Source organism: Streptococcus ruminicola (assembly GCF_011387195.1).
GTDB lineage: Bacteria > Bacillota > Bacilli > Lactobacillales > Streptococcaceae > Streptococcus > Streptococcus ruminicola.
Genome location: NZ_CP046919.1, coordinates 329,042 through 350,520, shown reverse-complemented (window position 1 = coordinate 350,520; position 21,479 = coordinate 329,042). Strand labels below are relative to the sequence as shown.

At 38.3% G+C, this 21,479-nt stretch carries 19 protein-coding genes; 12 read left to right on the top strand and 7 right to left on the bottom strand.

All coding sequences use genetic code 11. The annotated features are described in order from the left end of the window. Position 1 precedes the first annotated feature (1 nt). The 4 genes from GPZ88_RS01835 (at position 2) to GPZ88_RS01825 (ending at position 5,698) form a co-directional block, all read left to right on the top strand. On the top strand, positions 2–1,336 hold the full coding sequence (locus GPZ88_RS01835; RefSeq protein ID WP_166043180.1) for a glycosyltransferase family 4 protein: 1,335 nt from the start codon (positions 2–4) through the stop codon (positions 1,334–1,336). Positions 1,337–1,687: 351 nt separating this feature from the next. Next, on the top strand, positions 1,688–3,634 hold the full coding sequence (thrS, locus tag GPZ88_RS01830) for a threonine--tRNA ligase (RefSeq protein WP_157629248.1): 1,947 nt from the start codon (positions 1,688–1,690) through the stop codon (positions 3,632–3,634). Positions 3,635–3,797: 163 nt separating this feature from the next. Continuing rightward, positions 3,798–4,076, top strand: a complete 279-nt coding sequence (locus tag GPZ88_RS10340; protein WP_235631738.1) for a hypothetical protein — start codon at positions 3,798–3,800, stop codon at positions 4,074–4,076. A gap of 29 nt (positions 4,077–4,105) precedes the next feature. After that, positions 4,106–5,698, top strand: coding sequence for a right-handed parallel beta-helix repeat-containing protein (locus tag GPZ88_RS01825; RefSeq protein WP_240915104.1), 1,593 nt, complete (start codon positions 4,106–4,108; stop codon positions 5,696–5,698). 82 nt (positions 5,699–5,780) lie between these two features. On the opposite strand, the gene GPZ88_RS01820 is transcribed toward GPZ88_RS01825, so the two are convergent. Together GPZ88_RS01820 and GPZ88_RS01815 are read right to left on the bottom strand one after the other, a co-directional pair. Then, entirely contained in the window at positions 5,781–7,550 is a 1,770-nt protein-coding gene (locus GPZ88_RS01820) for an oleate hydratase (protein ID WP_166043178.1), read from the bottom strand. Between the two features lie 110 nt (positions 7,551–7,660). Then, positions 7,661–8,176 (bottom strand): TetR/AcrR family transcriptional regulator, encoded by a 516-nt coding sequence (locus tag GPZ88_RS01815; RefSeq protein WP_006532773.1) that lies wholly within the window; start codon positions 8,174–8,176, stop codon positions 7,661–7,663. Between the two features lie 81 nt (positions 8,177–8,257). On the opposite strand from GPZ88_RS01815, the gene GPZ88_RS01810 reads away from it, so the two are divergent. After that, entirely contained in the window at positions 8,258–9,133 is an 876-nt protein-coding gene (locus GPZ88_RS01810; protein ID WP_166043176.1) for a DUF3114 domain-containing protein, read from the top strand. A 2-nt stretch (positions 9,134–9,135) separates the two neighbouring features. Here the strand turns inward: GPZ88_RS01810 and GPZ88_RS01805 are convergent, their stop codons facing one another. Further along, positions 9,136–11,415, bottom strand: a complete 2,280-nt coding sequence (locus GPZ88_RS01805; RefSeq protein WP_240915103.1) for an HAD-IC family P-type ATPase — start codon at positions 11,413–11,415, stop codon at positions 9,136–9,138. 268 nt (positions 11,416–11,683) lie between these two features. Here GPZ88_RS01805 and GPZ88_RS01800 point away from each other — a divergent pair, with 268 nt between their 5' ends. From GPZ88_RS01800 to GPZ88_RS01785, 4 genes are all read left to right on the top strand, one after another. Next, the gene (locus tag GPZ88_RS01800; protein ID WP_166043174.1) at positions 11,684–12,376 is read left to right on the top strand and encodes a response regulator transcription factor; all 693 of its coding nucleotides are present in this window, start codon (positions 11,684–11,686) and stop codon (positions 12,374–12,376) included. Continuing rightward, positions 12,348–13,829: a sensor histidine kinase gene (locus tag GPZ88_RS01795; protein ID WP_166044334.1), complete on the top strand. Its 1,482-nt coding sequence runs from the start codon at positions 12,348–12,350 to the stop codon at positions 13,827–13,829. The genes GPZ88_RS01800 and GPZ88_RS01795 overlap by 29 nt, the downstream gene beginning before the upstream one ends. Before the next feature lie 201 nt (positions 13,830–14,030). Further along, entirely contained in the window at positions 14,031–14,333 is a 303-nt protein-coding gene (locus GPZ88_RS01790) for a hypothetical protein (RefSeq protein ID WP_157629244.1), read from the top strand. Positions 14,334–14,545: 212 nt separating this feature from the next. Continuing rightward, the gene (locus GPZ88_RS01785; protein WP_006532767.1) at positions 14,546–15,154 is read left to right on the top strand and encodes a TVP38/TMEM64 family protein; all 609 of its coding nucleotides are present in this window, start codon (positions 14,546–14,548) and stop codon (positions 15,152–15,154) included. A 37-nt stretch (positions 15,155–15,191) separates the two neighbouring features. Here the strand turns inward: GPZ88_RS01785 and GPZ88_RS01780 are convergent, their stop codons facing one another. The 4 genes from GPZ88_RS01780 to GPZ88_RS01765 are packed head-to-tail and all read right to left on the bottom strand — an operon-like array spanning position 15,192 to position 18,162. After that, positions 15,192–15,839, bottom strand: coding sequence for an amino acid ABC transporter permease (locus GPZ88_RS01780; RefSeq protein WP_006532766.1), 648 nt, complete (start codon positions 15,837–15,839; stop codon positions 15,192–15,194). Positions 15,840–15,851: 12 nt separating this feature from the next. Continuing rightward, positions 15,852–16,559 (bottom strand): amino acid ABC transporter permease, encoded by a 708-nt coding sequence (locus GPZ88_RS01775; protein WP_039696506.1) that lies wholly within the window; start codon positions 16,557–16,559, stop codon positions 15,852–15,854. A 15-nt stretch (positions 16,560–16,574) separates the two neighbouring features. After that, positions 16,575–17,387: a transporter substrate-binding domain-containing protein gene (locus GPZ88_RS01770; protein WP_166043172.1), complete on the bottom strand. Its 813-nt coding sequence runs from the start codon at positions 17,385–17,387 to the stop codon at positions 16,575–16,577. A gap of 10 nt (positions 17,388–17,397) precedes the next feature. Continuing rightward, positions 17,398–18,162 carry an amino acid ABC transporter ATP-binding protein gene (locus GPZ88_RS01765; protein WP_166043170.1) on the bottom strand — a complete coding sequence of 255 codons (765 nt, stop codon included), beginning with the start codon at positions 18,160–18,162 and terminating at the stop codon, positions 17,398–17,400. 311 nt (positions 18,163–18,473) lie between these two features. On the opposite strand from GPZ88_RS01765, the gene yycF reads away from it, so the two are divergent. The 3 genes from yycF to GPZ88_RS01750 are packed head-to-tail and all read left to right on the top strand — an operon-like array spanning position 18,474 to position 21,339. Next, positions 18,474–19,184 (top strand): response regulator YycF, encoded by a 711-nt coding sequence (gene yycF / locus GPZ88_RS01760; protein ID WP_039696509.1) that lies wholly within the window; start codon positions 18,474–18,476, stop codon positions 19,182–19,184. Beyond that, complete coding sequence (gene vicK, locus GPZ88_RS01755) at positions 19,177–20,529, top strand: cell wall metabolism sensor histidine kinase VicK (protein ID WP_166043168.1); 1,353 nt, start codon at positions 19,177–19,179, stop codon at positions 20,527–20,529. Before yycF ends, vicK begins: the two co-directional genes overlap by 8 nt. Beyond that, positions 20,530–21,339: an MBL fold metallo-hydrolase gene (locus tag GPZ88_RS01750; protein WP_074602529.1), complete on the top strand. Its 810-nt coding sequence runs from the start codon at positions 20,530–20,532 to the stop codon at positions 21,337–21,339. The last annotated feature ends 140 nt before the right edge of the window (positions 21,340–21,479 follow it).

Here is a 21,479-nt window from a genome sequence, read left to right as displayed (position 1 = left end):
AATGAGAATTGGTCTTTTTACGGACACATATTTTCCTCAAGTTTCTGGGGTAGCAACGAGTATTTGTACCCTCAAGGAAGAGTTGGAAAAAGAAGGACACGAGGTCTATATTTTTACAACCACAGATAAAGCGGTGAAACGCTATGAAGATCCAACGATTATCCGACTTCCTAGTGTGCCTTTTATTTCATTTACAGATCGCCGCATTGTTTATCGTGGATTGATTTCGTCTTATAAAATTGCCAAACAATATAAACTAGATATTATTCATACCCAAACGGAATTTAGTGTTGGAATGCTTGGAAAAATGATTGCTGCAGCTCTTCGTATCCCAGTAGTCCACACTTATCACACACAATATGAAGACTATGTAGGGTATATTGCTAAAGGAAAAATCATCAAACCAGGTATGGTCAAATACGTCATGCGTGGTTATATGAATGACTTGGACGGCGTGATTTGTCCATCTCGTATTGTGTTAAATTTGCTTGATGGTTATGATATCAAGATTCCAAAACGTGTCATTCCGACAGGTATTCGTGTGGAAGAGTATGAACGTAAGGACATTACAAGAGAAGATGCGCTAGCACTTCGTGAAAAACTTGGAATTGCTGAGGATGAGACAATGTTACTTAGTCTGTCTCGTATCTCTTATGAAAAAAATATTCAAGCTATTGTCCAACAATTTCCAGATGTTTTAGCTCAAAATAAAGCTGTTAAATTGGTTATTGTTGGTGATGGGCCATATTTATCAGACTTGAAAAAAATGGTTGAAGACCTTGGCATTGAAGATAGTGTGATTTTCACGGGAATGATTGCTCACGAAGAAACTGCAATTTATTATAAAGCGGCTGATTTCTTCATTTCAGCATCAACTAGTGAAACTCAAGGCTTGACTTATACAGAAAGTCTTGCTAGCGGAACACCAGTCATTGCACATGGAAATCCATACTTGGATGACATCATTGACCAAAAAATGTTTGGAACATTGTTCTATCAAGAAGAGGATTTAGCGAATGCTATTTTAGATGCGATTGAAAGCACACCTGCTATGGACGACAAAGCATATCAAGCAAAAATGTATGCTATCTCTGCAGAACATTTTGGAAAATCGGTTTATGCTTTCTATCTTGATGTTTTGATTTCAGCTAAGAACAAGAAAAAAGAAAAATTCTCTTTAACGGTTCGTGGTCAAAAAGAAAAAACGTCTGTGAAGCTAGCACATTCTGCTATTAAACTACCAGCAGAAGCAGCCAAAGCAACGGTTGCGACGTCTGCGAAAGTCTTCAAGGCTCCAAAACGCTTGATTAATTCGATTCGAGATTTCCTTAATTAAATTCTTGAAAAATAAAAAATTCGTGTTATAATATCTATCGAAGACAAGTTGAACAGGGTTCAACCTTTAGAGCGAGTGCCGGTTGGTGAGAAGGGCGCAGGGTTGACTGATTCAATACTACTTCCTTTGCTTTTTATGCAAACATAAAACGGTGGCTACGATATAGCCGATTTGAGGTTTACGACTCTTTTTTGTCGTAGATAAATGAAGGTGGAACCACGTTGCGACGTCCTTTTTGGACGTCGCTTTTCTTTTATCTCGGGGAAAAATATTTGTAAACTCATCAAATTCCTTTTGCCCGGTTCCCAAAAAGGAATTCTCAACAATGTAAATCTTTTAAAGGAGAATAGTATGGTTAAAATTACTTTCCCAGATGGCGCTGTGCGCGAATTCGAATCTGGAGTAACAACTTTTGAAATTGCTCAAAGTATTAGTAATTCACTAGCTAAAAAAGCTTTGGCTGGTAAATTTAACGGAGAATTGATCGATACTACTCGTGCAATCACTGAAGATGGTAGTATCGAAGTCGTAACACCTGATCATGAAGATGCTCTTGGTATCTTGCGTCACTCAGCAGCTCACCTATTTGCTCAAGCTGCAAAACGTCTTTTCCCAGACCTTTGCCTTGGTGTAGGTCCTGCAATCGAAAATGGTTTCTACTACGATACTGATAACAAATCAGGTCAAATCACTGATGAAGACCTTCCTCGTATCGAAGAAGAAATGAAAAAAATCGTTAAAGAAAACCTTCCATGCGTTCGTAAAGAAATCTCTATCGATGAAGCGCGTGAATTGTTTAAAAACGATCCTTACAAACTTGAATTGATCGAAGAACACGGTGAAGACGAAGGTGGTCTTACTGTTTACACACAAGGTGAATTTACAGACCTTTGCCGTGGCCCACACGTTCCTTCAACTGGACGTATCCAAGTCTTCCACCTATTGAACGTTGCTGGTGCCTACTGGCGCGGAAACAGCGATAACGCTATGATGCAACGTGTTTACGGTACTGCTTGGTTTGACAAAAAAGACCTTAAAGCTTACCTTAAACAACGTCAAGAAGCTAAAGAACGTGACCACCGTAAACTTGGCAAAGAACTTGATTTGTTCATGATTTCTCAAGAAGTTGGTCAAGGTCTTCCATTCTGGTTACCAGATGGTGCTACAATCCGTCGTACTTTGGAACGTTACATCGTTGATAAAGAAGTAGAATCAGGATACCTTCACGTTTACACTCCACCATTGGCTTCAGTTGACCTTTACAAAACTTCAGGTCACTGGGATCACTACCGTGAAGATATGTTCCCAACAATGGATATGGGTGATGGTGAAGAATTCGTTCTTCGTCCAATGAACTGCCCACACCACATCCAAGTTTATAAACACCATGTACACTCATACCGTGAATTGCCAATCCGTATCGCTGAAATCGGTATGATGCACCGTTACGAAAAATCTGGTGCTTTGTCAGGTCTTCAACGTGTTCGTGAAATGTCACTTAACGATGGTCATTTGTTCGTAACTCCTGAACAAATCCAAGACGAATTCCAAAAAGCTCTTCAATTGATTATCGACGTTTACGAAGATTTCAACTTGACTGACTACCGTTTCCGTCTATCACTTCGTGACCCTAAAGATACTCACAAATACTATGATGATGATGAAATGTGGGAAAATGCTCAATCAATGTTGAAAGCTGCCTTGGATGAAATGGGCGTTGAATACTTCGAAGCTGAAGGTGAAGCTGCCTTCTACGGTCCAAAACTTGATATCCAAGTGAAAACAGCTCTTGGTAATGAAGAAACATTGTCAACAATCCAACTTGACTTCCTTCTTCCAGAACGTTTTGGTTTGACATACATCGGTGCTGATGGTGAAGAACACCGTCCAGTTATGATTCACCGTGGTGTTATCTCAACAATGGAACGCTTCACAGCTATCTTGATTGAAAACTACAAAGGTGCATTCCCAACATGGCTTGCTCCTCACCAAGTAACTGTTATCCCAGTTTCTAACGAAGCTCACGTTGACTATGCTTGGGAAGTAGCTAAAGTTCTTCGTGACAAAGGTGTTCGTGTTGACGTTGATGAACGTAACGAAAAAATGCAACTTAAAATCCGTCAAAGCCAAACTAAGAAAATTCCTTACCAATTAATCGTTGGTGATAAAGAAATGGCTGATAAGACAGTTAACGTTCGTCGTTACGGTAGCAAACAAACTCATACAGAATCTATCGATGAATTTGTTGAAAATATCATGGCAGATATTGACCGTAAATCTCGTCCAGACGCTGAATAATTCCTTATATTTGCATAATAAATTCGGTAAAAAAGAAGTCCTGCGGGGCTTCTTTTTGTGTCTTTTTAACGGATGATTTTTCCAGATTTGCAAAAAACTAAGAATGCTAAAATGAAATGTTAAAATAAAGAAAGCGTTCGCAAAAAAGGGGGGGAGTTAAAATATGCGAAACTTTAAGCAACTTTTTTTGTCGCTTGGCTTTGGTCTTTTAATAGCATTAGCTACGCTTTTGTCTCATTTAGGACCTGGTCCAGTGATTGTTAAAGCCGATTCTTCGGTAGCTTGGAATTTTAGTGATTCTTCATTTAAAGATTTAGGTCAGCTAAAGTCTGAAAAAAAGATTGATGGGTTGACTTTATTAGCAAATGAAGAGTCATCATTGTCCATTAAAGCAGAAAAAGCTATATTTCAGAAAGTAATTATACATCTGCCTTGCAGTTAAATGCTACAGGTAGTAAGGATAAAGCTTCGTTGAAATTTTCAGTATCAGATAACGATGTGATTAAAGTCGTTTTGAAAAGTGCTTCACAGACTGATGAGGGTCATCTCGTTTTAGCTGATAGCCAAGGTCAAGACCTAACCAATCTGACTGCAGGTGTGCAAGCCAGTGAAGTAACTTACACTTATTCAGGTGAAGCTGGTGAGCTTTATTTATATGCTAAAGATGCTGACCTTGATTTATTTAGTATTCAGGTGGAATCAACGTCATCTGATGATGCCGTTTCAGAAAGCCAATCAAGTGATGTTACTAGCAGTTCAAGTGAGACAACTGAAGTTGATTTGTCCCAAACAGAAAGTGCTGATGAAAGCTTAATCTCCTCTTCATTAGCAGCTTCAAATGGTGCGACAGTATCAACTTACAACGATCTTCGCTCTGCTATTTCAAAAGTTGAAAAAGCTGGTGGCGGAAAGGTTTATGTGAAGGGAAACAAGATTGCTTGTGACGGGCAAATTGCTTTGTCTAAAGCAAATGCTAACGTTCAAATCATCGGTGTGCAAAATGCGGATGGCTCTTACCCAGAGCTTGATTTTTCAAACTTTATGGCAAAATACATCGGTAAAGCTTCATCAGATGCGGCAGTTGGTGTCAGGATTTCTGGCTCAAACTACACTCTTCAAAATCTGATTATTGAGCATGCGCCAGATAACGGTATCCAAATTAAGGGAAAATCTGCTGGTAATAACAAGGTTTCAAATTGTATTGTTAGATATAATAACGATGCTGGTTTGCAAGTAACAGCTGGTGCTTATCGTAATACGATTGAAGCGGTTTACAGCTACCGTAACTGCGATGTTTACACTCGCGGCGGAAATGCTGACGGCTTTGCACCAAAACTCGGTGCAGGTAGCGGCAATACTTTTACTTATTGTTATGCTTGGGATAATTCTGATGATGGTTGGGATTCCTTTGATAAAGCAGGGGATGTGACACCGGATATTACTTATACTAATTGTGCAGTTTGGAATAATGGTAATCCTGATGTCTTTACTGGAAAATATGATTTTGACCACAAAAAAGCTTTAGATGAAAATCTTCATCTGGTTCAACTCATCAAAGCTAAGGATGGCTCATTTGCTTCAAATTATGCCAAAGGTAAATTTGCTTTGCCATCTGGAAACTTCATCAAGACTGATGCTGGTACGATTAGCCTTTCAGCTTGGACTGGCAATTCATTTGACGGTAATCCAAATGGCTTTAAACTTGGTTCTGTCAATTCAAAATCAAGTGTGACACGTAAATTGTCATACTGTCTTGCTTTTGATGAAGCTAAAAAAGGTTTTGATAATAACAACAGTTCCGTTACAGCTTATTTAGACCACTGTGTGGCATTTGATAATGGCTACAACTATTACATTCAACCATTGACCATTAAAGCATGGTCTGCTGTTCAAGGCTTTGCTGGTAAGAGTGGTGATAAATTACCAAGTGGCCGTTCTGTCACAACACCATCATCTGGCAGTCAATCAGCTATTCGCAAGTCAGTTGAAAATACTAAAAATAGTATTATTTCTAACTGCCAAGCTAATAAAATTCCTGGCAAAATTGGCTTTAATATTTATTGATCTGGCATAGCATTGTGAAAATCTAAAAAATAGCTCCTCAATCGAGGGGCTATTTTAGTGATAAAAACTTTATTATGGATGATTATAACAAGTGGTATTCTTTGAGTAATTCTTCGATATAAGTGCCGTGAACTTTCTTAAGAGCTTCTTTGAGGACGGCTTTTTCTGCCCAAGGAATATCAATTTCTGTTAGTGATTTTTTGTCATTGAGATAGTAAAGGGCATTGAGTAGCATGCGAACATCAAAGGCAGAAGCGAAGACTTCAGGTACACCGCGGTCAACATCAAGTAGTGTGTAGACGGCTTCCATAGCGGTTCTGACAGAGTATTCTGTAGTAAAGACAGTGTCACGAGGTGTTTCGGCATAGTTACCAATAAAGGCTAAGTTTTGACTATCTTTTGGTACTACTAATGGACGGTCATTCAAGCTACGTGGCATGAAGTAAGTAGTGATGTAAGGCATGTGGCAAGGAATAGTTGAAGCAGTGTCAGCAATTTCTGCAATTTCAGTTTCAGGGACTCCCATGTGGTAGAGCCATTCTTGGCAAAGTTCTTTACCAGTACATTCATCAGGGCGTTTTGCAATGTAATTTCCCTTACGGTCTGTGTAAAGAGGGTAAAGCCAAACGACCAGTTCATTATCTTTTTGAACTTTGAAATGCGGTTGACGGCTGATAGAATAGCCAAGGAGCCAGTTAGAATCTTTAATGCTTGTTGGACCGCTGGTTACGATTGAGCCACTGTATGGGTCTTTGTGGTTAACGGCTTCGATGTAAGGTGCGATACGTTTGTCCTTGAAAGTGATGGTAGCTGAGATAGTCCAGTTAGCATCTGGAATGTTTTGGCAGAATTTTTCTGGGTGACCAAAACTTTCATCTTGGGCAGCCAATTTTTGCCAGAGTTCCCAGCTAGCACCTAATTCGTGTTTAACTGGGGCTGGGTGGTCGTTGTCACCATAAGTTGTGCTTTCGGTGATTGAACCATTTGTGACAAAGACCAAATCATTTTCACTTAAAAAGAGCTCTTTTGCTTGACCTGCTTTTGTGAATTCAAGCTTGCTTGCCACTTTTTTATTGCCTTTGCGGTTAACTAAAATATTTGTCACGGTAGTATCATAACTAAAATCAACACCATGTTCAGATAAGTAGTGGACGATTGGTAAAATCAAAGATTCGTATTGGTTGTATTTGGTGAAGCGAAGAGAAGAAAGATTTTTTAGGCAACCAACGTGTTGAATAAAGCGCATGAGATAACGACGCATTTCCATGGCACTTGACCAAGGTTCAAAGGCAAACATTGTACACCAGTAGAGCCAGAAATTAGAATTGAAAAATTCGTCATCAAAAACTTGGTCGATTTGAACATTTTCCAGTTTGCTTTCAGGCATCAAAATCAAATCAATAATTTCCTTGATAGCTTTTTCAGAAAGGGTTAGTTGACCATCGTTAGGAAGAGCTTTACCACGATTGCAAATGATGCGTGTCTTGGCATAACAAGGGTCTTCTTTGTTGAGCCAGTAGAATTCATCCAAGATTGAATGGTCTGGATTTTCAAGGGAAGGAATGGAGCGGAATAAGTCCCAGAGCACTTCAAAGTGAGGTTCCATTTCACGACCGCCACGAATAATATAGCCTAAGCGATCGTTTTTGATACCATCCATGCTACCACCGGGAAGACTCAATTCTTCTAGAATATGAATGTGATCGCCAGGCATTTGGGCATCACGGACAAGAAAGACTGCTGTAGAAAGAGCTGCTAAGCCACTTCCGACAATATAGGCTGATTTGCCATCGACGTTTTCAGGTTTTTTAGGACGAGCAAATGCTTCATAATTACCATTTGAATAATACATACATGTCAACTCCTTTGTTAAAATCACCTTTATTAAAACGCTTTCTTTGAGAAAATAAAATAGACAGGAAATCTTTCCTGTCTAAATTTTTGACACTTAGCTGACTTTGTCTAGTGATTCAAAAGTTGATAAATACGCTTGGCTAAGGTATCAGGATTTTCTTGTAATCCTGAATCAATCCAATCAAGGATAAAACCAACCAAGCCATATTTGCAAAAATGAACCCTAAAATCAAGTTCACTGGCACTTAAGTCAGGATTTTTGGCTTTTAGGACTGGTTTGATTAAGTCATAAGCTCGGTCATATAAAAAATGCTCCAAATAATTACGATTGATAGAATAATAGGTGTTGCAGACAAACGCTTTGTTGGCTAAAATGTATTGAAAAATCGCAAGCATGCCTTTTTCCCAAGAATCGTCTGTTCGGTTATCACCAATCATTTGCTCACCATCTGAAATATATATCTTTTCAAGCAGGTCATACAAATCATTGAAATGATAGTAAAAGGTTTGACGATTGACATGCATGCGCTGAACCAACTCTGTCACAGTTACTTTGTCAAAGGATTTTTCCTGCATAATGTCTTTTAAAGTGCGGGCAAAGGCCTCTTCAGTTAATGTCTTCATAAATTCCCCTTCATCTATAACTATTTTATCATAAGCCCCTTTAAAAAAGGTGTTAGCGCTGTAATGTGCTATAATTGACCTATGAAAATCGGAGATAAAGACTTTTTCTACTTTTGGGAAAATAGCAAAGCTGCAAGCACAAGTGACAAAGCACGACTTGTACTACAAGAATTAATGGACATCTTAGAAATGCCAGAAGAATTATCTGGCGAGATTGCCCAGACTCGTAAGCTTTTAAATCAATTTTCGGATAACCTCACGCCCAATCACCCTTTTTGGAGTGAGTTAGCAAGACTTGTTCAAGTGGCTTACCCAGGAGAGAGCATGGCTGAGGACAATTTATTAGCGCACCAAGTGCATCAATGTCGCTATGTGATTTCTGCTTACCAAGCTCAGTGGGTCAGAGAAGAATTTCCTGCTAAGTCAGATTGGCAATCGATGCTAGCTTACTTAAAAGATAAAAAAGAGCGACGGTTTTGGCGGAGGCGATTTGATTTTGATTTGACAGAATCAGCTAGGCTCCATAACAAAGCACCCAAACGTGCCATTTTAGGATTTGAGCTGCCAATTAATCTAAAAATTTTGCTGGCTTTTCACACAGAATTTATCTTAGATAGTAGGGGGCATTTTGCTAATGAAATCGACCCGCAAGGTCAGACTCATAATGGTATTATTAACGGAGCTAGTTTTAACTATGCCAATCATAACGACCAGAGACACTATGAACTTGACGTTGCAGCGATAAAACGTCATGACCCACTTTTTCGTAAGCGCATTTTAGCCAATCAAGGCAATGCATTTCTAGCACCGCTCTGGATTAAGCGCCGTCGTCACACAGATTGGGAGCGCAGCTATTTTAATAAAAAAGGCCACTACGCCAGACAAGGGCGTAGCAGCTATCAAATGGTAAAACAACTGATTCGAAGATTTCGAAAAGATTTGCGCAATTGTTCGTAGGATTAATCCGCGAACAGTTTTTGAATGGCTAATCGGCATTTCGAAAGAGCGCTCGGGATATTTTCAAATAAGAAAGTCAAGCTTCTCATCACGGTTACTTCAGCAAGAGCAAAAATGAGGCAAAGCACCATGCTTTCATTGCTGAATTCATTTAGCATGAATAGTGAGCGTAGCGATGGAATAAGACTACAAATAATGAAACCAGCAAAGCAAGTGATAAAAATAGAAATCTTATACTTGTTGAGAGGTCTTGAAACATTTCTCAAAATCAAGAAACCAACAACGGCGAGCAGGTAAGTGCTGGCGATACCGATATCGTTTTGTGGAATGTCAAACAATTGACCGAATACAACCAAGCAAGCAATGGCTGAAAATGAAGTGAGCGAAGCTGGAAGAGCTGTCAGAATAGTTTCTTTTAGGAAGTTCTGATTTTTCTTGACAGTGTTTGTTTCTAATGACAGTAAGAATGCTGGAATCCCGATATTGAACATTGAGATGAGAGAGACTTGAGTAGGAGCAAGGGGATAAGTAAAAATCGTAATGATTGAAAAGATAGCTAGCAACATTGAAAAGATATTCTTGTATAAGAATAAGGTTGCTGAACGAGTGATGTTGTTAATAATTTGGCGACCTTGAGAGACAATATCTTTCATTTTTGAAAAATCTGAATCAAGCAAGACCACCTGGGCTGCTTGACGAGCTGCTTCGCTACCACTTCCCATTGCAATTGAGCAATCAGCTTCTTTCATCGCTAAGATATCATTGACACCGTCTCCAGTCATTGCGACTTTGTATTTGTTCTTTTTGAAGGCAAGCACCAAAACTTTTTTTTGTTCGGGAGTCACTCGTCCAAAAATAGTATGACTTAACGCAGCTTTTTCAATGTCTTCCTTAGTTTTTAAAGTACTGGCATCGATGTAGTTTTCTGAATCTAAAATCCCTGCTTGATTAGCAATTTTTGAAACGGTTAGAGGGTTATCACCAGATATGACTTTAATGGCAACGTCGTTTTCATTGAAGAATGAAAAAATTTCTTTAGCGTTTGCTCGGATATCATTTTTTATAGCTACAAATAGAAGTGGTACTGCATGGTCTTTGGTCATTTCAACTAAAGCTAAGATGCGTTTACCGTCTGAGGCATATTGAGTGAGTTTGGCTTGATTGACTTCTAGCATGTCCTGATTTAGTAAGATATCTGGAGCTCCTAAACGATAAGTGGCATTTTCTGTTTTGATTTGAGAATATTTGACTTTGGATGAGAATGGAGTTGCTTCAGCATTTTTAAAAGCTTCTTTCGAGGTGAAATATTCTCGCAAAGCCAACATTGTAATATTAGAATCAGGGATAGTATTGATGTATTTAGAAAGAATTTCTTGGTTAATGGTTAAATCTTTTTGTGCGACATGCTCAGGTAAGATAAGGTCTGTTACGGTCATTTTATTGGCTGTGATGGTTCCTGTCTTATCCACGCATAAAATGTCAACACGAGCTAAAGATTCAATGCTTTTCATGTCGTGTAACAAAACTTTTTTTCTAGCTAATTTCATTGCACTGATAGCAAGAGCAACAGTTACCAGTAAATAAAGCCCTTCAGGAATCATCCCAATCAAAGCACCGACTGTTGAGACAATACTGTCGCTAAACGTTTTGTGATTTAAAAATAACGACTGGCTAAATAAGGTAATGCCGATAGGAATAATGATAATTCCAGCAAATTTGATGATGCCTTCGATAGCACGAATCATATCTGTTTTTTTGTGTTTGACTTCTTTAGCTTTTTGCGTTAGCTTGGCGGCATATGAATCGTTTCCGACTGCGGTTAGTTTTGCGAGGCATTTTCCTGAGATAATAGAGCTACCTGATTTTAAATCACTACCGATTACTTTTTCAATTTCATCTTCTTCACCTGTTAGAAGAGATTCGTTGACGGATACTTTCCCGTCGACTAAAGTGGCATCGGCAGGAATTTGCCTTCCTTCATCTAGTAAAATGATGTCATCAAGCACCAATTCATCAATAGGGACAGATTGGTATTTACCATCTCTGATAACTTGGTAGGATGATTTTGAAATGACATTCAGCTGGTCTAATACTTTTTTAGAGCGCAGTTGTTGAGCGATTCCGATGATAATGTTAATGATGATAACAGGTAAAAAAGTTAAACTTTTAAAAGAACCAGCGATAATCAATAATAGGCTGATAATGGCAAAGATTAAATTGAAGTAGGTGAAAATATTTTGGCGAATGATAGAGCTTGTTGTTGCCGCATTTTCGTCAACCATTTTATTATTTTGACCATTTTTTAGGCGTTCTTCAACCTCTTTGATTGATAAGCCAGAAATCTTATTTGCTATCTCCTGAAATCTAATACTAAAAAAATCTAATAATTCTTACTAGGTCAGGGTAATTCTACTTTACTTTTTCAGGGAAATCAAGGAAAAACGGGGTCTCAAATTGTAAGATTTTTGTGGCAAGTTTAGCTAGCTTTGGAGCTTTTGAGAGGAATTATGGTATGATGAAGGTAAGAAATTAAGCAAGTCGAGGTGTTCTATGGCAAAGGTTTATGTAGCAGATGATGAGAAGAATATTCGTGATTTGATTGCCTCATTTTTGCGCGATCAAGGCTTAGAAGTTGAAGTCTTTGAAACAGGTGACCAGTTGCTTTTGCGTTTTATGGAAGAAGAAGCGGATGTGGTTATTCTTGATGTTATGATGCCAGGAACAAGTGGTATTGATATTGCGGCTATGTTGCGCAAACGCTCTGAGGTGCCTATTATTCTTTTAACCGCGCGTGATAGTGATGATGATTTTGTGAAGGGCTTTTCAGCTGGGGTTGATGATTATTTTACCAAACCATTTTCACCCTTGAAATTAAGCTTGCGCGTCAAAGCTATTTTAGCGCGCCAACCAGTTGTAAAAGATGGTGTTAATGAGGAAGATAAACCACTCACTTATGAAGGCTTGGAGATTTCTGATAAAGAACGCTCAGCTAGTTATCAAGGAAAAATGATTAAGCTAACGAACACAGAATTTGAACTCTTGAAAGTTTTGTTGTCACATAGCGAGGAGGCAATATCGCGCGATGACCTTTTGCGTCAAGTATGGGGCTATGAAAGTGACGTCGAGACACGTGTGACAGATGATACCATCAAACGCCTGCGCAAAAAATTGAGAGGGGTTGAGAGTCATGTCCTTATTGAAACGGTTTGGGGCTATGGGTTCAAGCTCACGAAAAAAGATTAAGAAAGACAATCACTTGACGAAGAAAAAAAGATGGCAATCGCGTTTTCGAACGACCTTGTTTTTGCAGCCATTGACGATTTTGATTACTTCCTTCGCCATTATTTTGCTAGTCTTTAATGGTTTGTTAAAGTTGTTTCTGGCTGAAGAAGCTTTTACAGCGATTCAAAATCAATACGATACTTTAGATGCACTTTATGTCGGTGAGGATTTGCCAAAGATTTCAGATGGTAATATCTTTGAAACCACGTACGCCATCGTTGATGAAAACTTTAACATCAAATACATTTCAGCATCAACCTATGATTTGTCTGAAAAGCAAATTTCTGAGAAAGTCGTTGATTACTTTTCAGATAACAAGTCGATTGATTGGTTTGATGATGAATTTGATAATAGTTCGCAGCATTTTAAGAAGGTTAAGGTCTATGATTCGACTTATATGGTTAAGATGCAAGAATACCCTGGTACCTTTTCAGAAAGTTATATCAAGCAAGATAGTGATGACAGTAAGTCGCAAAACTATTATGTCTTTGTCTTTGCCAATGTCACTCCGATTGCGGACTTTGAAACCTATATCAATTACCTTCTGCTTTCGCTGATGGTGATTGTTGGTTTGATTGCTATCATAACCATCTTCTTAACCTCACGGAAATTAGATAAGCATTTTGGTGCTTTGAAATCTTACATTTTACGCGTCGGTAACCGTGAAGGTGATTTGCAGCCAGAAAATTTTGCTTACCGTGAATTTAACGAAGTTGGTCAGACTGTTGAGAAGATGAATGACATGATTGATGCTAACCAGCGCAGTCAGCAACTCTTTTTCCAAAATTCTTCTCACGAGCTGCGCACTCCGCTCATGTCCATTCAAGGTTATGCAGAGGCTATTAAAGAAGGAGTGGCTGCGGATGACCAAGAAGCTGCTAGTGTGATTTTAGACGAAAGCAGGAAAATGGCAGAGCTGGTTGATGATATTTTGACTTTGTCCAAAATGGAATCCGCTCAGCAACCTTTGAAACTAGAAAACTTCAATATGGTTGATTTGCTTTACGATGTGAGTTGGCACTTAAAAGCCAAAGCAGATGCGCGTGGTCTTGTCTTTGAACATAGATTTGCTTCTGACTATCTAGATATTGAAGCTGATGAAAAGCTTATCGAGCGAGCTATTGCTAATATCTTATCAAATGCGGTTCGTTACGCTAAAAAGACAGTTAGCATTTCTTGTGAATTGTTAGAAAATCAAATGCTTGAAATTCGCTTATCAAATGATGGAAAAACTATTTCTGATAAGGATAAAGCTCATCTTTTTGAACGTTTTTATAAAGGTGAGGGAGGGCATTTTGGTATAGGACTTGCCATCACTAAGGAAATCATCGAACGTCATCATGGTGACATTCAAGTGACCTCAGATGACCAAGAAACTTGCTTTGTCATCACTCTTCCACTACATCAGCATTAAAAAAACACCTGTTGGGACTTAGTTCTCAGCAGGTATTTTTATCTTTCTTACACTTTTGTAAGCGGGAGATTCCTTAAAATAAGATAAACTAAATTGAGGCCAAAACTTGCCACACTTTTGCCACAGCTTTTCGAGACTTTATCCAAGCTTTCTCAAGTAATCTTCGTTATAATATGGTTACAATATTGAAGCGAGGAAAAGATGAAAGGAATTAAGAAGTATTGGGTTATTCTTGTCTTACTTGGTTCACTTGCTTTGGGGCTTTTAGGAACTTATGCTTATCATCAATTTGGCTATAAGTTAACGACAAATGAGATCAAACAAATTGCTTACCAAAACGCAGGAATTAAGAGTAAGGATATAAAATCACAAGAATTTGTAAAAAGTAGAACTGGTTTAGCAGCAACTTATGTGGTTAAACTAGAAACAAATTCAAAATCATATGCCTATACTATCAATGCTTCTTCAGGTTCTATCATCGAACGACATTACAAGAAAAAATAAGCCTTGGCTTGGTATTGGTAAAGAATGAAATGAAAGAGGAATTCAATCCTATTGCTGAATTGAATGTAATATCAGAATGAAAAAGAAGATTATGTATATATTGCTATTAATCGTTTTGCCACTTGCTTTGATTAGTTACCTATTAGAAGTATTTGGGTTAAAACTCATCAGTTGGCGACGATAAGACTACGACAATTAAGGGAGGGGATGCGATGACAGAAACAGGATCACAGAGAAAATACATTCAGATTTTAACTGGAATTGGATTTATTATCTCCATTGCTTTGTTTATTTTCTTCAAACAGCACCCAGCTTACTTCCAAGTTGGCGGGCTTTTCCAAAGTTATTTAGGAAATCTTGGTCTCTTTGCACCGCTGATTTTTATGGCTTTGCAAGTGGTTCAGGTGATTTATCCAATTGTTCCTGGTGGGATGACCAGTGTGATTGGTTATATTGCTTTTGGTCCGATTTGGGGATTCGTTTATAACTTCACCGGTATCTTTATTGGTTCTCTTATCGCCTTTGCTTTAGCGAGACGTTACGGAGAAACATTTGTGAAGGCTTTTGTTTCCCAAGAGACTTACGATAAGTATATTGGTTATCTAGATAAGAATAACGGGAAATCTTATGCGATGATTCTTGGAGCTGCTTTTGCTCTACCTGGTTTCCCAGATGACTTTCTTTGCATGGTTTCTGGGTTATCGAAAATGTCGTTTAAGAAATTCGTTACGATTTTCCTGATTACAAAACCTGTCACACTCTATCTCTATACGATTATTGGTTACAAAGGACTTAGCTATTTGCTTACTTTATTCCAATAAAAAAGCTCCAGCTTTAAAGCTGGAGTTTTTTGTTGTTTTATTCGGCTGCTTTTTCCCATTTTTTAGCTAAACGACGAGAAATCGTTGAAATGCTAAAGTTAATCACAAAGTAAATGGCAGCGATAAGAGCATAAAGGGTAAAGACTTGACTGGCTTCGAAATAGCGTCCCATCAAGATTTGACTTTTACCGAATAATTCTTGAATAGCGATAACAGAGTAAAGAAGTGAAGTATCTTTAATAACTGTTACAAATTGTGAAATGATAGCTGGCAACATTTTACGAAAAGCTTGTGGGAAGACAATGTAGATAAAAATCTGGAAGTTTGTCATTCCTTGAGCTAGACCAGCTTCTGTTTGTCCATGGTCAACACCATTTAAACCACCACGAATGATTTCTGCAAGAGCAGCAGAGGTAAAGACAGTGAAGGCTGTGATACCAGCAGGTGTTGACTTCATTTGGAAAACAAGAAAGATAATGAATATCCAAAGCAAGTTTGGTACATTGCGGACAAATTCAATATAGATACTTGAAATCAAATGAAGTACAGGATTTTTTCCATTTCGCATGACGGCAAGCACTGTTCCGATAAGCGTTGAGAGTACAATGGAAATAAATGAAATATAGATGGTTAGCCACAATCCTTGGAGGATGAAGCTAAGGTTGGTCGGTGTTAATACTGACATTTAATTCTCCTCCTAAAGTGAATATGATTTTTTGTTTTCTTCTTCTTTGTGGCGCGCCCAAGTTGCTAGTGGGAAGCACATGATGAAGTAAAGGAGTGCTGCACCAGCAAATGCAGGAACATAGTTGGTTGTTTCGTAAGCCCAAGCTTTGGCTGTGAACATGATATCTGCTCCTGAAATGATAGCAACAGTAGAAGTATTTTTAATCAAGTTAACCACTTGGTTAGTTAGTGGTGGCAAGATAGTACGCACAGCTTGTGGTAGGATAATCAAACTCATGGTCTGACTATAAGTGAATCCTTGTGATAGTGCGGCTTCTGTTTGTCCTTTTGGAACTGCTTCGATACCTGAGCGAATGACTTCGGCGATGTATGCCCCGTGATAAAGTCCAACGCAAAGGACTGCTGTAAAGAATGTTGAAATCATGATAAGACCATTAGTCATAATGGCAAGACCATAATAGACGAAAACAAATTGCACCAAAAGTGGTGTGTTTTGAAAGACTTCTACATAAACACGCGCAATAGCTTTCAAGACTTTGCTTTTTGATGATGACATTGCACCAAAAATCACACCGAGGACAAATGCTAAAAGCAAAGCACAAAATGACATCCCTAAAGTGTATAGGAAGCCCTTAGCAAATTCACCAAAGTTGGCAAAGAAATCTGCCCAACGTGAGAGGGCAAATGGACTCGCTGCTGCGGTTGTTAATAAAAACATGTCAATTCTCCTCTCTTAATTATTCTCTGCTTTTGCAGGTTTTAAATCATATTTATCATAAAGCTTTTGCAGGCTACCGTCAGCTTTCCACTTGGCTAGCAAGTCATTGACATAATCAATGGTTGCTTGGTTAGATTTTTTAGCTGCGATACCGTATTCTTGAGTATTGAAACCTTCATCGATAATGGCAGTTTTTTTGCTGACATAACCAGTCAAGATTGACTTATCAACTGAGAAAGCATCGATACGTTTCGCGTGAAGTGAAATAGCGAGTTCTGGGAAAGAACCAAGTTGAACAAATTTGAATTTTAAGTTATGTGTTTTTCCGTATTCTTCAATTGTCAGTTTAGTTGTTGAACCTTGAGCTACTCCGATAGTTTTACCATCGAGGTCAGAGATTGTTTTTAAACCTTTACCTGTATTAACTAAAAAGCCAATCTCGTCATAATAGTAAGGATTTGAAATAGCATAGGAAGCTTTACGCTCATCAGTAATTGTATAAGTGGCAATCAAAAGATCGATTTGTCCGTTATCAAGAAGGGCTTCACGAGTTTGAGTTGTAACAGCTGTGTAAGCAACTTTAACACCAAGTGTCTTAGCGATTTTTTTCGCTAAATCAATTTCCATTCCTTCATATTTGCCGCTCTCAGCTGAATAATAGCCGAAGTTTGGGACGTCTTGCTTGACACCGACTTTAAGAACGCCAGCATCTTGGATTTTTTTAATCTGCTCAGATGTTGTATCAGCAAAAGTTTTTGAAGCAGTGAAAAAGCTCATAAAGAGCAATGAGAGACTAGCTAGAACGGCTAAACAAATTTTTTTCTTCATAAGAGACTCCTTATTTTTGAGAGACATTATCACTGGTGTGATTAATGACTTTGCTCAAGAATTGTTTAGCACGTGGCTCTGTAGGATTATCAAAGAAACCTTGAACATCGGTTGTATCAACGAGAATTTGTCCTTCAGCCATGAAAATAATACGATCAGCAACTTCACGAGCAAAGCCCATTTCGTGGGTAACAACAACCATATTCATGCCTTCTTTAGCAAGATTTTGCATGACAGCAAGAACATCACCGATAGTTTCTGGGTCAAGCGCTGATGTTGGTTCGTCAAAGAGAAGGAGCTCTGGTTGCATTGCTAGGCCACGAGCGATTGCCACACGTTGTTTTTGACCACCAGACAGCATGCCTGGATAAGAATCTTTACGATCCCACATATTAACGTAAGTTAAGAATTTTTCCGCAATTTGTTCTGCCTCTTCTTTTGATTTTCCAAGGACTTTAATAGGTGCTAAGGTTACATTTTCTAACACGGTTTTGTGCAGATAGAGGTTAAAATGTTGGAAAACCATGCCGACTTCTTTACGAAGTTGCACCAAATCTTTGGCAGAAGCGTTAGCTAATTCGTGTCCATTAACCTTTAAGCTACCTGTTTCGATTGATTCGAGTGCGTTCATTGTTCGGATAAGAGTTGATTTACCAGAACCTGATGGGCCAAGAAGAACTACGACCTGCCCTTTCTCGATTTCTAGGTTAATATTTCTGAGGGCGTGATAGTCGCCATAGTATTTTTCAACGTTTTTAAATTCAATAAGTGCCACACTTGTCTCCTTTTCAAAGATAAGAATTTCTTGTTAGGTTTTCTGACATCTAACAAGATGGGTTAGTTTATCTTACCACATTGCTTTGTTAACTGTCAAATATTTCAGAAAATTTAAATAAGTGATAAAGGAAAATAGATTGAATTTTAAGGTCAATTGTTACGTTCTGGTTTCAAAAGTATCCAAGGTTTCCAATTAATCTTGAATTTTGATATAATTAAGGATAGAGGTCATTTTTGTAAATAAAATGACATAGAAATTGTTGTTTGAGAATTTTTTATTCTACTGACATAGAATTGAAGAGGTGACATATGAAAAAAATTCTTATTGTTGATGATGAAAAACCAATTTCAGATATTATTAAATTTAACTTAACTAAAGAAGGTTATGAAACTGTTACGGCTTTTGATGGTCGTGAAGCAATTGCTAAATTTGAAGAAGAAAATCCTGATTTGATTATCTTGGATTTGATGTTGCCAGAATTGGATGGACTTGAAGTTGCAAAAGAAGTTCGTAAAACAAGTCATATTCCGATTATTATGCTTTCTGCTAAAGATAGCGAGTTCGATAAAGTTATCGGTCTTGAAATCGGTGCAGATGACTACGTTACAAAACCTTTCTCAAATCGTGAATTGTTAGCACGTGTCAAAGCACACCTTCGTCGTACTGAGAACATCGAATCAGCCGTCGCTGAGGAAAATGCTTCTTCATCAAATTCTGAAATTACCATCGGCGATTTGAAGATTTTGCCTGATGCCTTTGTTGCCCAAAAACGTGGCGAAGACATTGAATTAACACACCGTGAATTTGAATTACTTCATCACTTAGCTACCCACATGGGACAAGTGATGACGCGTGAATACCTTTTGGAAACTGTCTGGGGTTATGACTATTTTGGTGATGTCCGTACAGTTGACGTAACAATCCGTCGTTTACGTGAAAAAATCGAAGACACACCAAGTCGTCCAGAATACATTTTGACACGTCGTGGTGTTGGATATTACATGAAGTCTTATGAATAATATAATGTCACAGAATCAGTATCTGTTTGAGCAGGCAATCTTGTTTTTGCTCGCTTTTGTCGCTGTATATTTTATTCATTTAGCGATAAGAGATTATCGAACTTCAGTTAATATTCGTCGTTTGAGTGGTAAGGTTCGTGAGCTTATCACTGGTAAATACACTGAAGACATCATTATTGAAAAAGATAGAGATTTGGCTGAACTTGCTGGTCAGTTAAATGACTTGTCAACGGTTTTTCGCTTGGCTCAGGAAAATCTTGCGCAGGAAAAAAATCGTTTGGCTAGTATTTTGTCTTACATGACTGATGGTGTCTTGGCTACTGACCGTTCTGGAAATATCACCATGATTAACCAGACAGCTCAGCAGCAACTTAATCTGGAACGCGAAGAAGCTCTTGGAATGAATATTGTTGATATTCTTGGGGACGATAGCGATTATACCTACCATGATTTGGTTTCTAAGACACCTGAGATTGTTCTAAATCGCCGTGATGAGACAGGTGAATTTATCACTTTGCGAATTCGTTTTGCGCTAAATCGTCGTGATAGTGGCTTTATCTCAGGGTTGATTGCTGTTTTACATGATACAACGGAACAGGAAAAAGAAGACCGTGAACGTCGCTTGTTCGTTTCTAACGTTAGTCATGAATTGCGTACGCCACTGACTTCGGTTAAATCTTATCTTGAGGCACTGGATGAAGGGGCTCTGAAAGAAGATATTGCACCAAGTTTCATTAAAGTTTCTTTGGATGAAACCAACCGTATGATTCGCATGATTTCTGATTTGCTTAATCTGTCTCGAATCGACAATCAAACGGTGCAATTAGAAGTTGAAATGACGAACTTCACAGCCTTTATGACGTCTATTTTGAATCGTTTTGACCAGATTAAGAGCCAACACACGGTTGCTGGCAAGCAATACGAAATTGTCAGAGACTATCCGATCAAGTCAATCTGGGTTGAAATTGACCCAGATAAGATGACCCAGGTCTTGGATAATATCCTAAATAATGCCATTAAGTATTCACCAGACGGTGGTAAAATCACTGTTAGCATGAAGACAACTGAAACTCAGTTGATTATTTCGATTTCTGATGAAGGACTTGGTATTCCGAAGAAAGACTTGCCGTTAATCTTTGACCGTTTCTACCGTGTTGATAAGGCTAGAAGTCGTGCCCAAGGTGGTTCAGGGCTTGGACTTGCCATTGCTAAAGAAATTGTCAAACAACATAAAGGATTTATTTGGGCTCAAAGTACCTATGGTAAGGGCTCAACATTTACAATTGTTCTTCCGTATGAGAAGGATTCTGATATTTATGATGAATGGGAGGATGACGAGGACTAGATGTCTGAGAATGCTTTTAAATACAGTGTCTTAGCCTCCGGTTCAACTGGAAATTCATTTTATGTGGAAACGCCACAAAAACGTCTTTTGATAGATGCAGGTTTGACTGGTAAGAAAATTACCAGTCTTCTTGCTGAAATTGACCGAAAACCAGAAGATTTGGATGCTATTTTGATTACGCACGAACACTCTGATCACATTAAAGGAGTAGGAGTGCTGGCTCGCAGATACAATCTTGATGTATATGCCAATGCCAAAACTTGGCAAATGATTGATGAGCGCAACATGATTGGAAAACTTGATGTTGGGCAAAAACATGTCTTTGAACGTGGTAAAACATTGACTTTTGGTGATATTGATATTGAAAGTTTTGGAGTCAGTCACGATGCTGTCGATCCGCAATTTTACCGTTTGATGAAAGATAATAAGTCATTTGTCGTTCTGACAGATACTGGTTATGTTAGTGACCGAATGGCGGGTGTGATTGAAAATGCTGATGGTTATCTGATTGAGTCAAACCATGATGTTGAGATTTTGCGTGCGGGTTCTTATCCGTGGAGCTTGAAACAACGTATTCTATCTGATCGTGGTCACTTGTCAAATGAAGATGGTGCTGATACCATGATTCGTACTATCGGCAATCGCACAAAAAGAATTTATCTTGGACACTTGAGTAAAGAAAATAATATCAAAGAATTGGCTCATATGACCATGGAAAATAACTTGATGCAAGCTGATTTTGCTGTTGGTCATGACATGACTGTTTTTGATACATCACCTGATGAAGCAACGCCTTTAGCAGGTCTATAAGAACAAAAGCCTAGCACTAAAGCGCTAGGCTTTTATAGTTACCATAAAAACGTGCCTATAATAGAAAAGAATTACAGGGATTTTAGCGAGAATTCCCATTTTTTCTAACTTTCTGGTATAATAAAATAGTCTATAAAAGG

What these genes read in the sequence shown, in the direction of transcription:
- GPZ88_RS01790 (WP_157629244.1), top strand. Translation starts at nt 14,031, where the DNA reads ATGAAAGGAATTAAGAAGTATTGGGTTATTCTTGTCTTACTTGGTTCA.
- GPZ88_RS01770 (WP_166043172.1), bottom strand. Translation starts at nt 17,387, where the DNA reads ATGAAGAAAAAAATTTGTTTAGCCGTTCTAGCTAGTCTCTCATTGCTC.
- GPZ88_RS01775 (WP_039696506.1), bottom strand. Translation starts at nt 16,559, where the DNA reads ATGTTTTTATTAACAACCGCAGCAGCGAGTCCATTTGCCCTCTCACGT.
- vicK (WP_166043168.1), top strand. Translation starts at nt 19,177, where the DNA reads ATGAATAATATAATGTCACAGAATCAGTATCTGTTTGAGCAGGCAATC.
- GPZ88_RS10340 (WP_235631738.1), top strand. Translation starts at nt 3,798, where the DNA reads ATGCGAAACTTTAAGCAACTTTTTTTGTCGCTTGGCTTTGGTCTTTTA.
- GPZ88_RS01815 (WP_006532773.1), bottom strand. Translation starts at nt 8,176, where the DNA reads ATGAAGACATTAACTGAAGAGGCCTTTGCCCGCACTTTAAAAGACATT.
- GPZ88_RS01795 (WP_166044334.1), top strand. Translation starts at nt 12,348, where the DNA reads ATGGGTTCAAGCTCACGAAAAAAGATTAAGAAAGACAATCACTTGACG.
- GPZ88_RS01780 (WP_006532766.1), bottom strand. Translation starts at nt 15,839, where the DNA reads ATGTCAGTATTAACACCGACCAACCTTAGCTTCATCCTCCAAGGATTG.
- GPZ88_RS01820 (WP_166043178.1), bottom strand. Translation starts at nt 7,550, where the DNA reads ATGTATTATTCAAATGGTAATTATGAAGCATTTGCTCGTCCTAAAAAA.
- GPZ88_RS01805 (WP_240915103.1), bottom strand. Translation starts at nt 11,415, where the DNA reads ATGGTTGACGAAAATGCGGCAACAACAAGCTCTATCATTCGCCAAAAT.
- thrS (WP_157629248.1), top strand. Translation starts at nt 1,688, where the DNA reads ATGGTTAAAATTACTTTCCCAGATGGCGCTGTGCGCGAATTCGAATCT.
- GPZ88_RS01750 (WP_074602529.1), top strand. Translation starts at nt 20,530, where the DNA reads ATGTCTGAGAATGCTTTTAAATACAGTGTCTTAGCCTCCGGTTCAACT.
- yycF (WP_039696509.1), top strand. Translation starts at nt 18,474, where the DNA reads ATGAAAAAAATTCTTATTGTTGATGATGAAAAACCAATTTCAGATATT.
- GPZ88_RS01785 (WP_006532767.1), top strand. Translation starts at nt 14,546, where the DNA reads ATGACAGAAACAGGATCACAGAGAAAATACATTCAGATTTTAACTGGA.
- GPZ88_RS01835 (WP_166043180.1), top strand. Translation starts at nt 2, where the DNA reads ATGAGAATTGGTCTTTTTACGGACACATATTTTCCTCAAGTTTCTGGG.
- GPZ88_RS01800 (WP_166043174.1), top strand. Translation starts at nt 11,684, where the DNA reads ATGGCAAAGGTTTATGTAGCAGATGATGAGAAGAATATTCGTGATTTG.
- GPZ88_RS01810 (WP_166043176.1), top strand. Translation starts at nt 8,258, where the DNA reads ATGAAAATCGGAGATAAAGACTTTTTCTACTTTTGGGAAAATAGCAAA.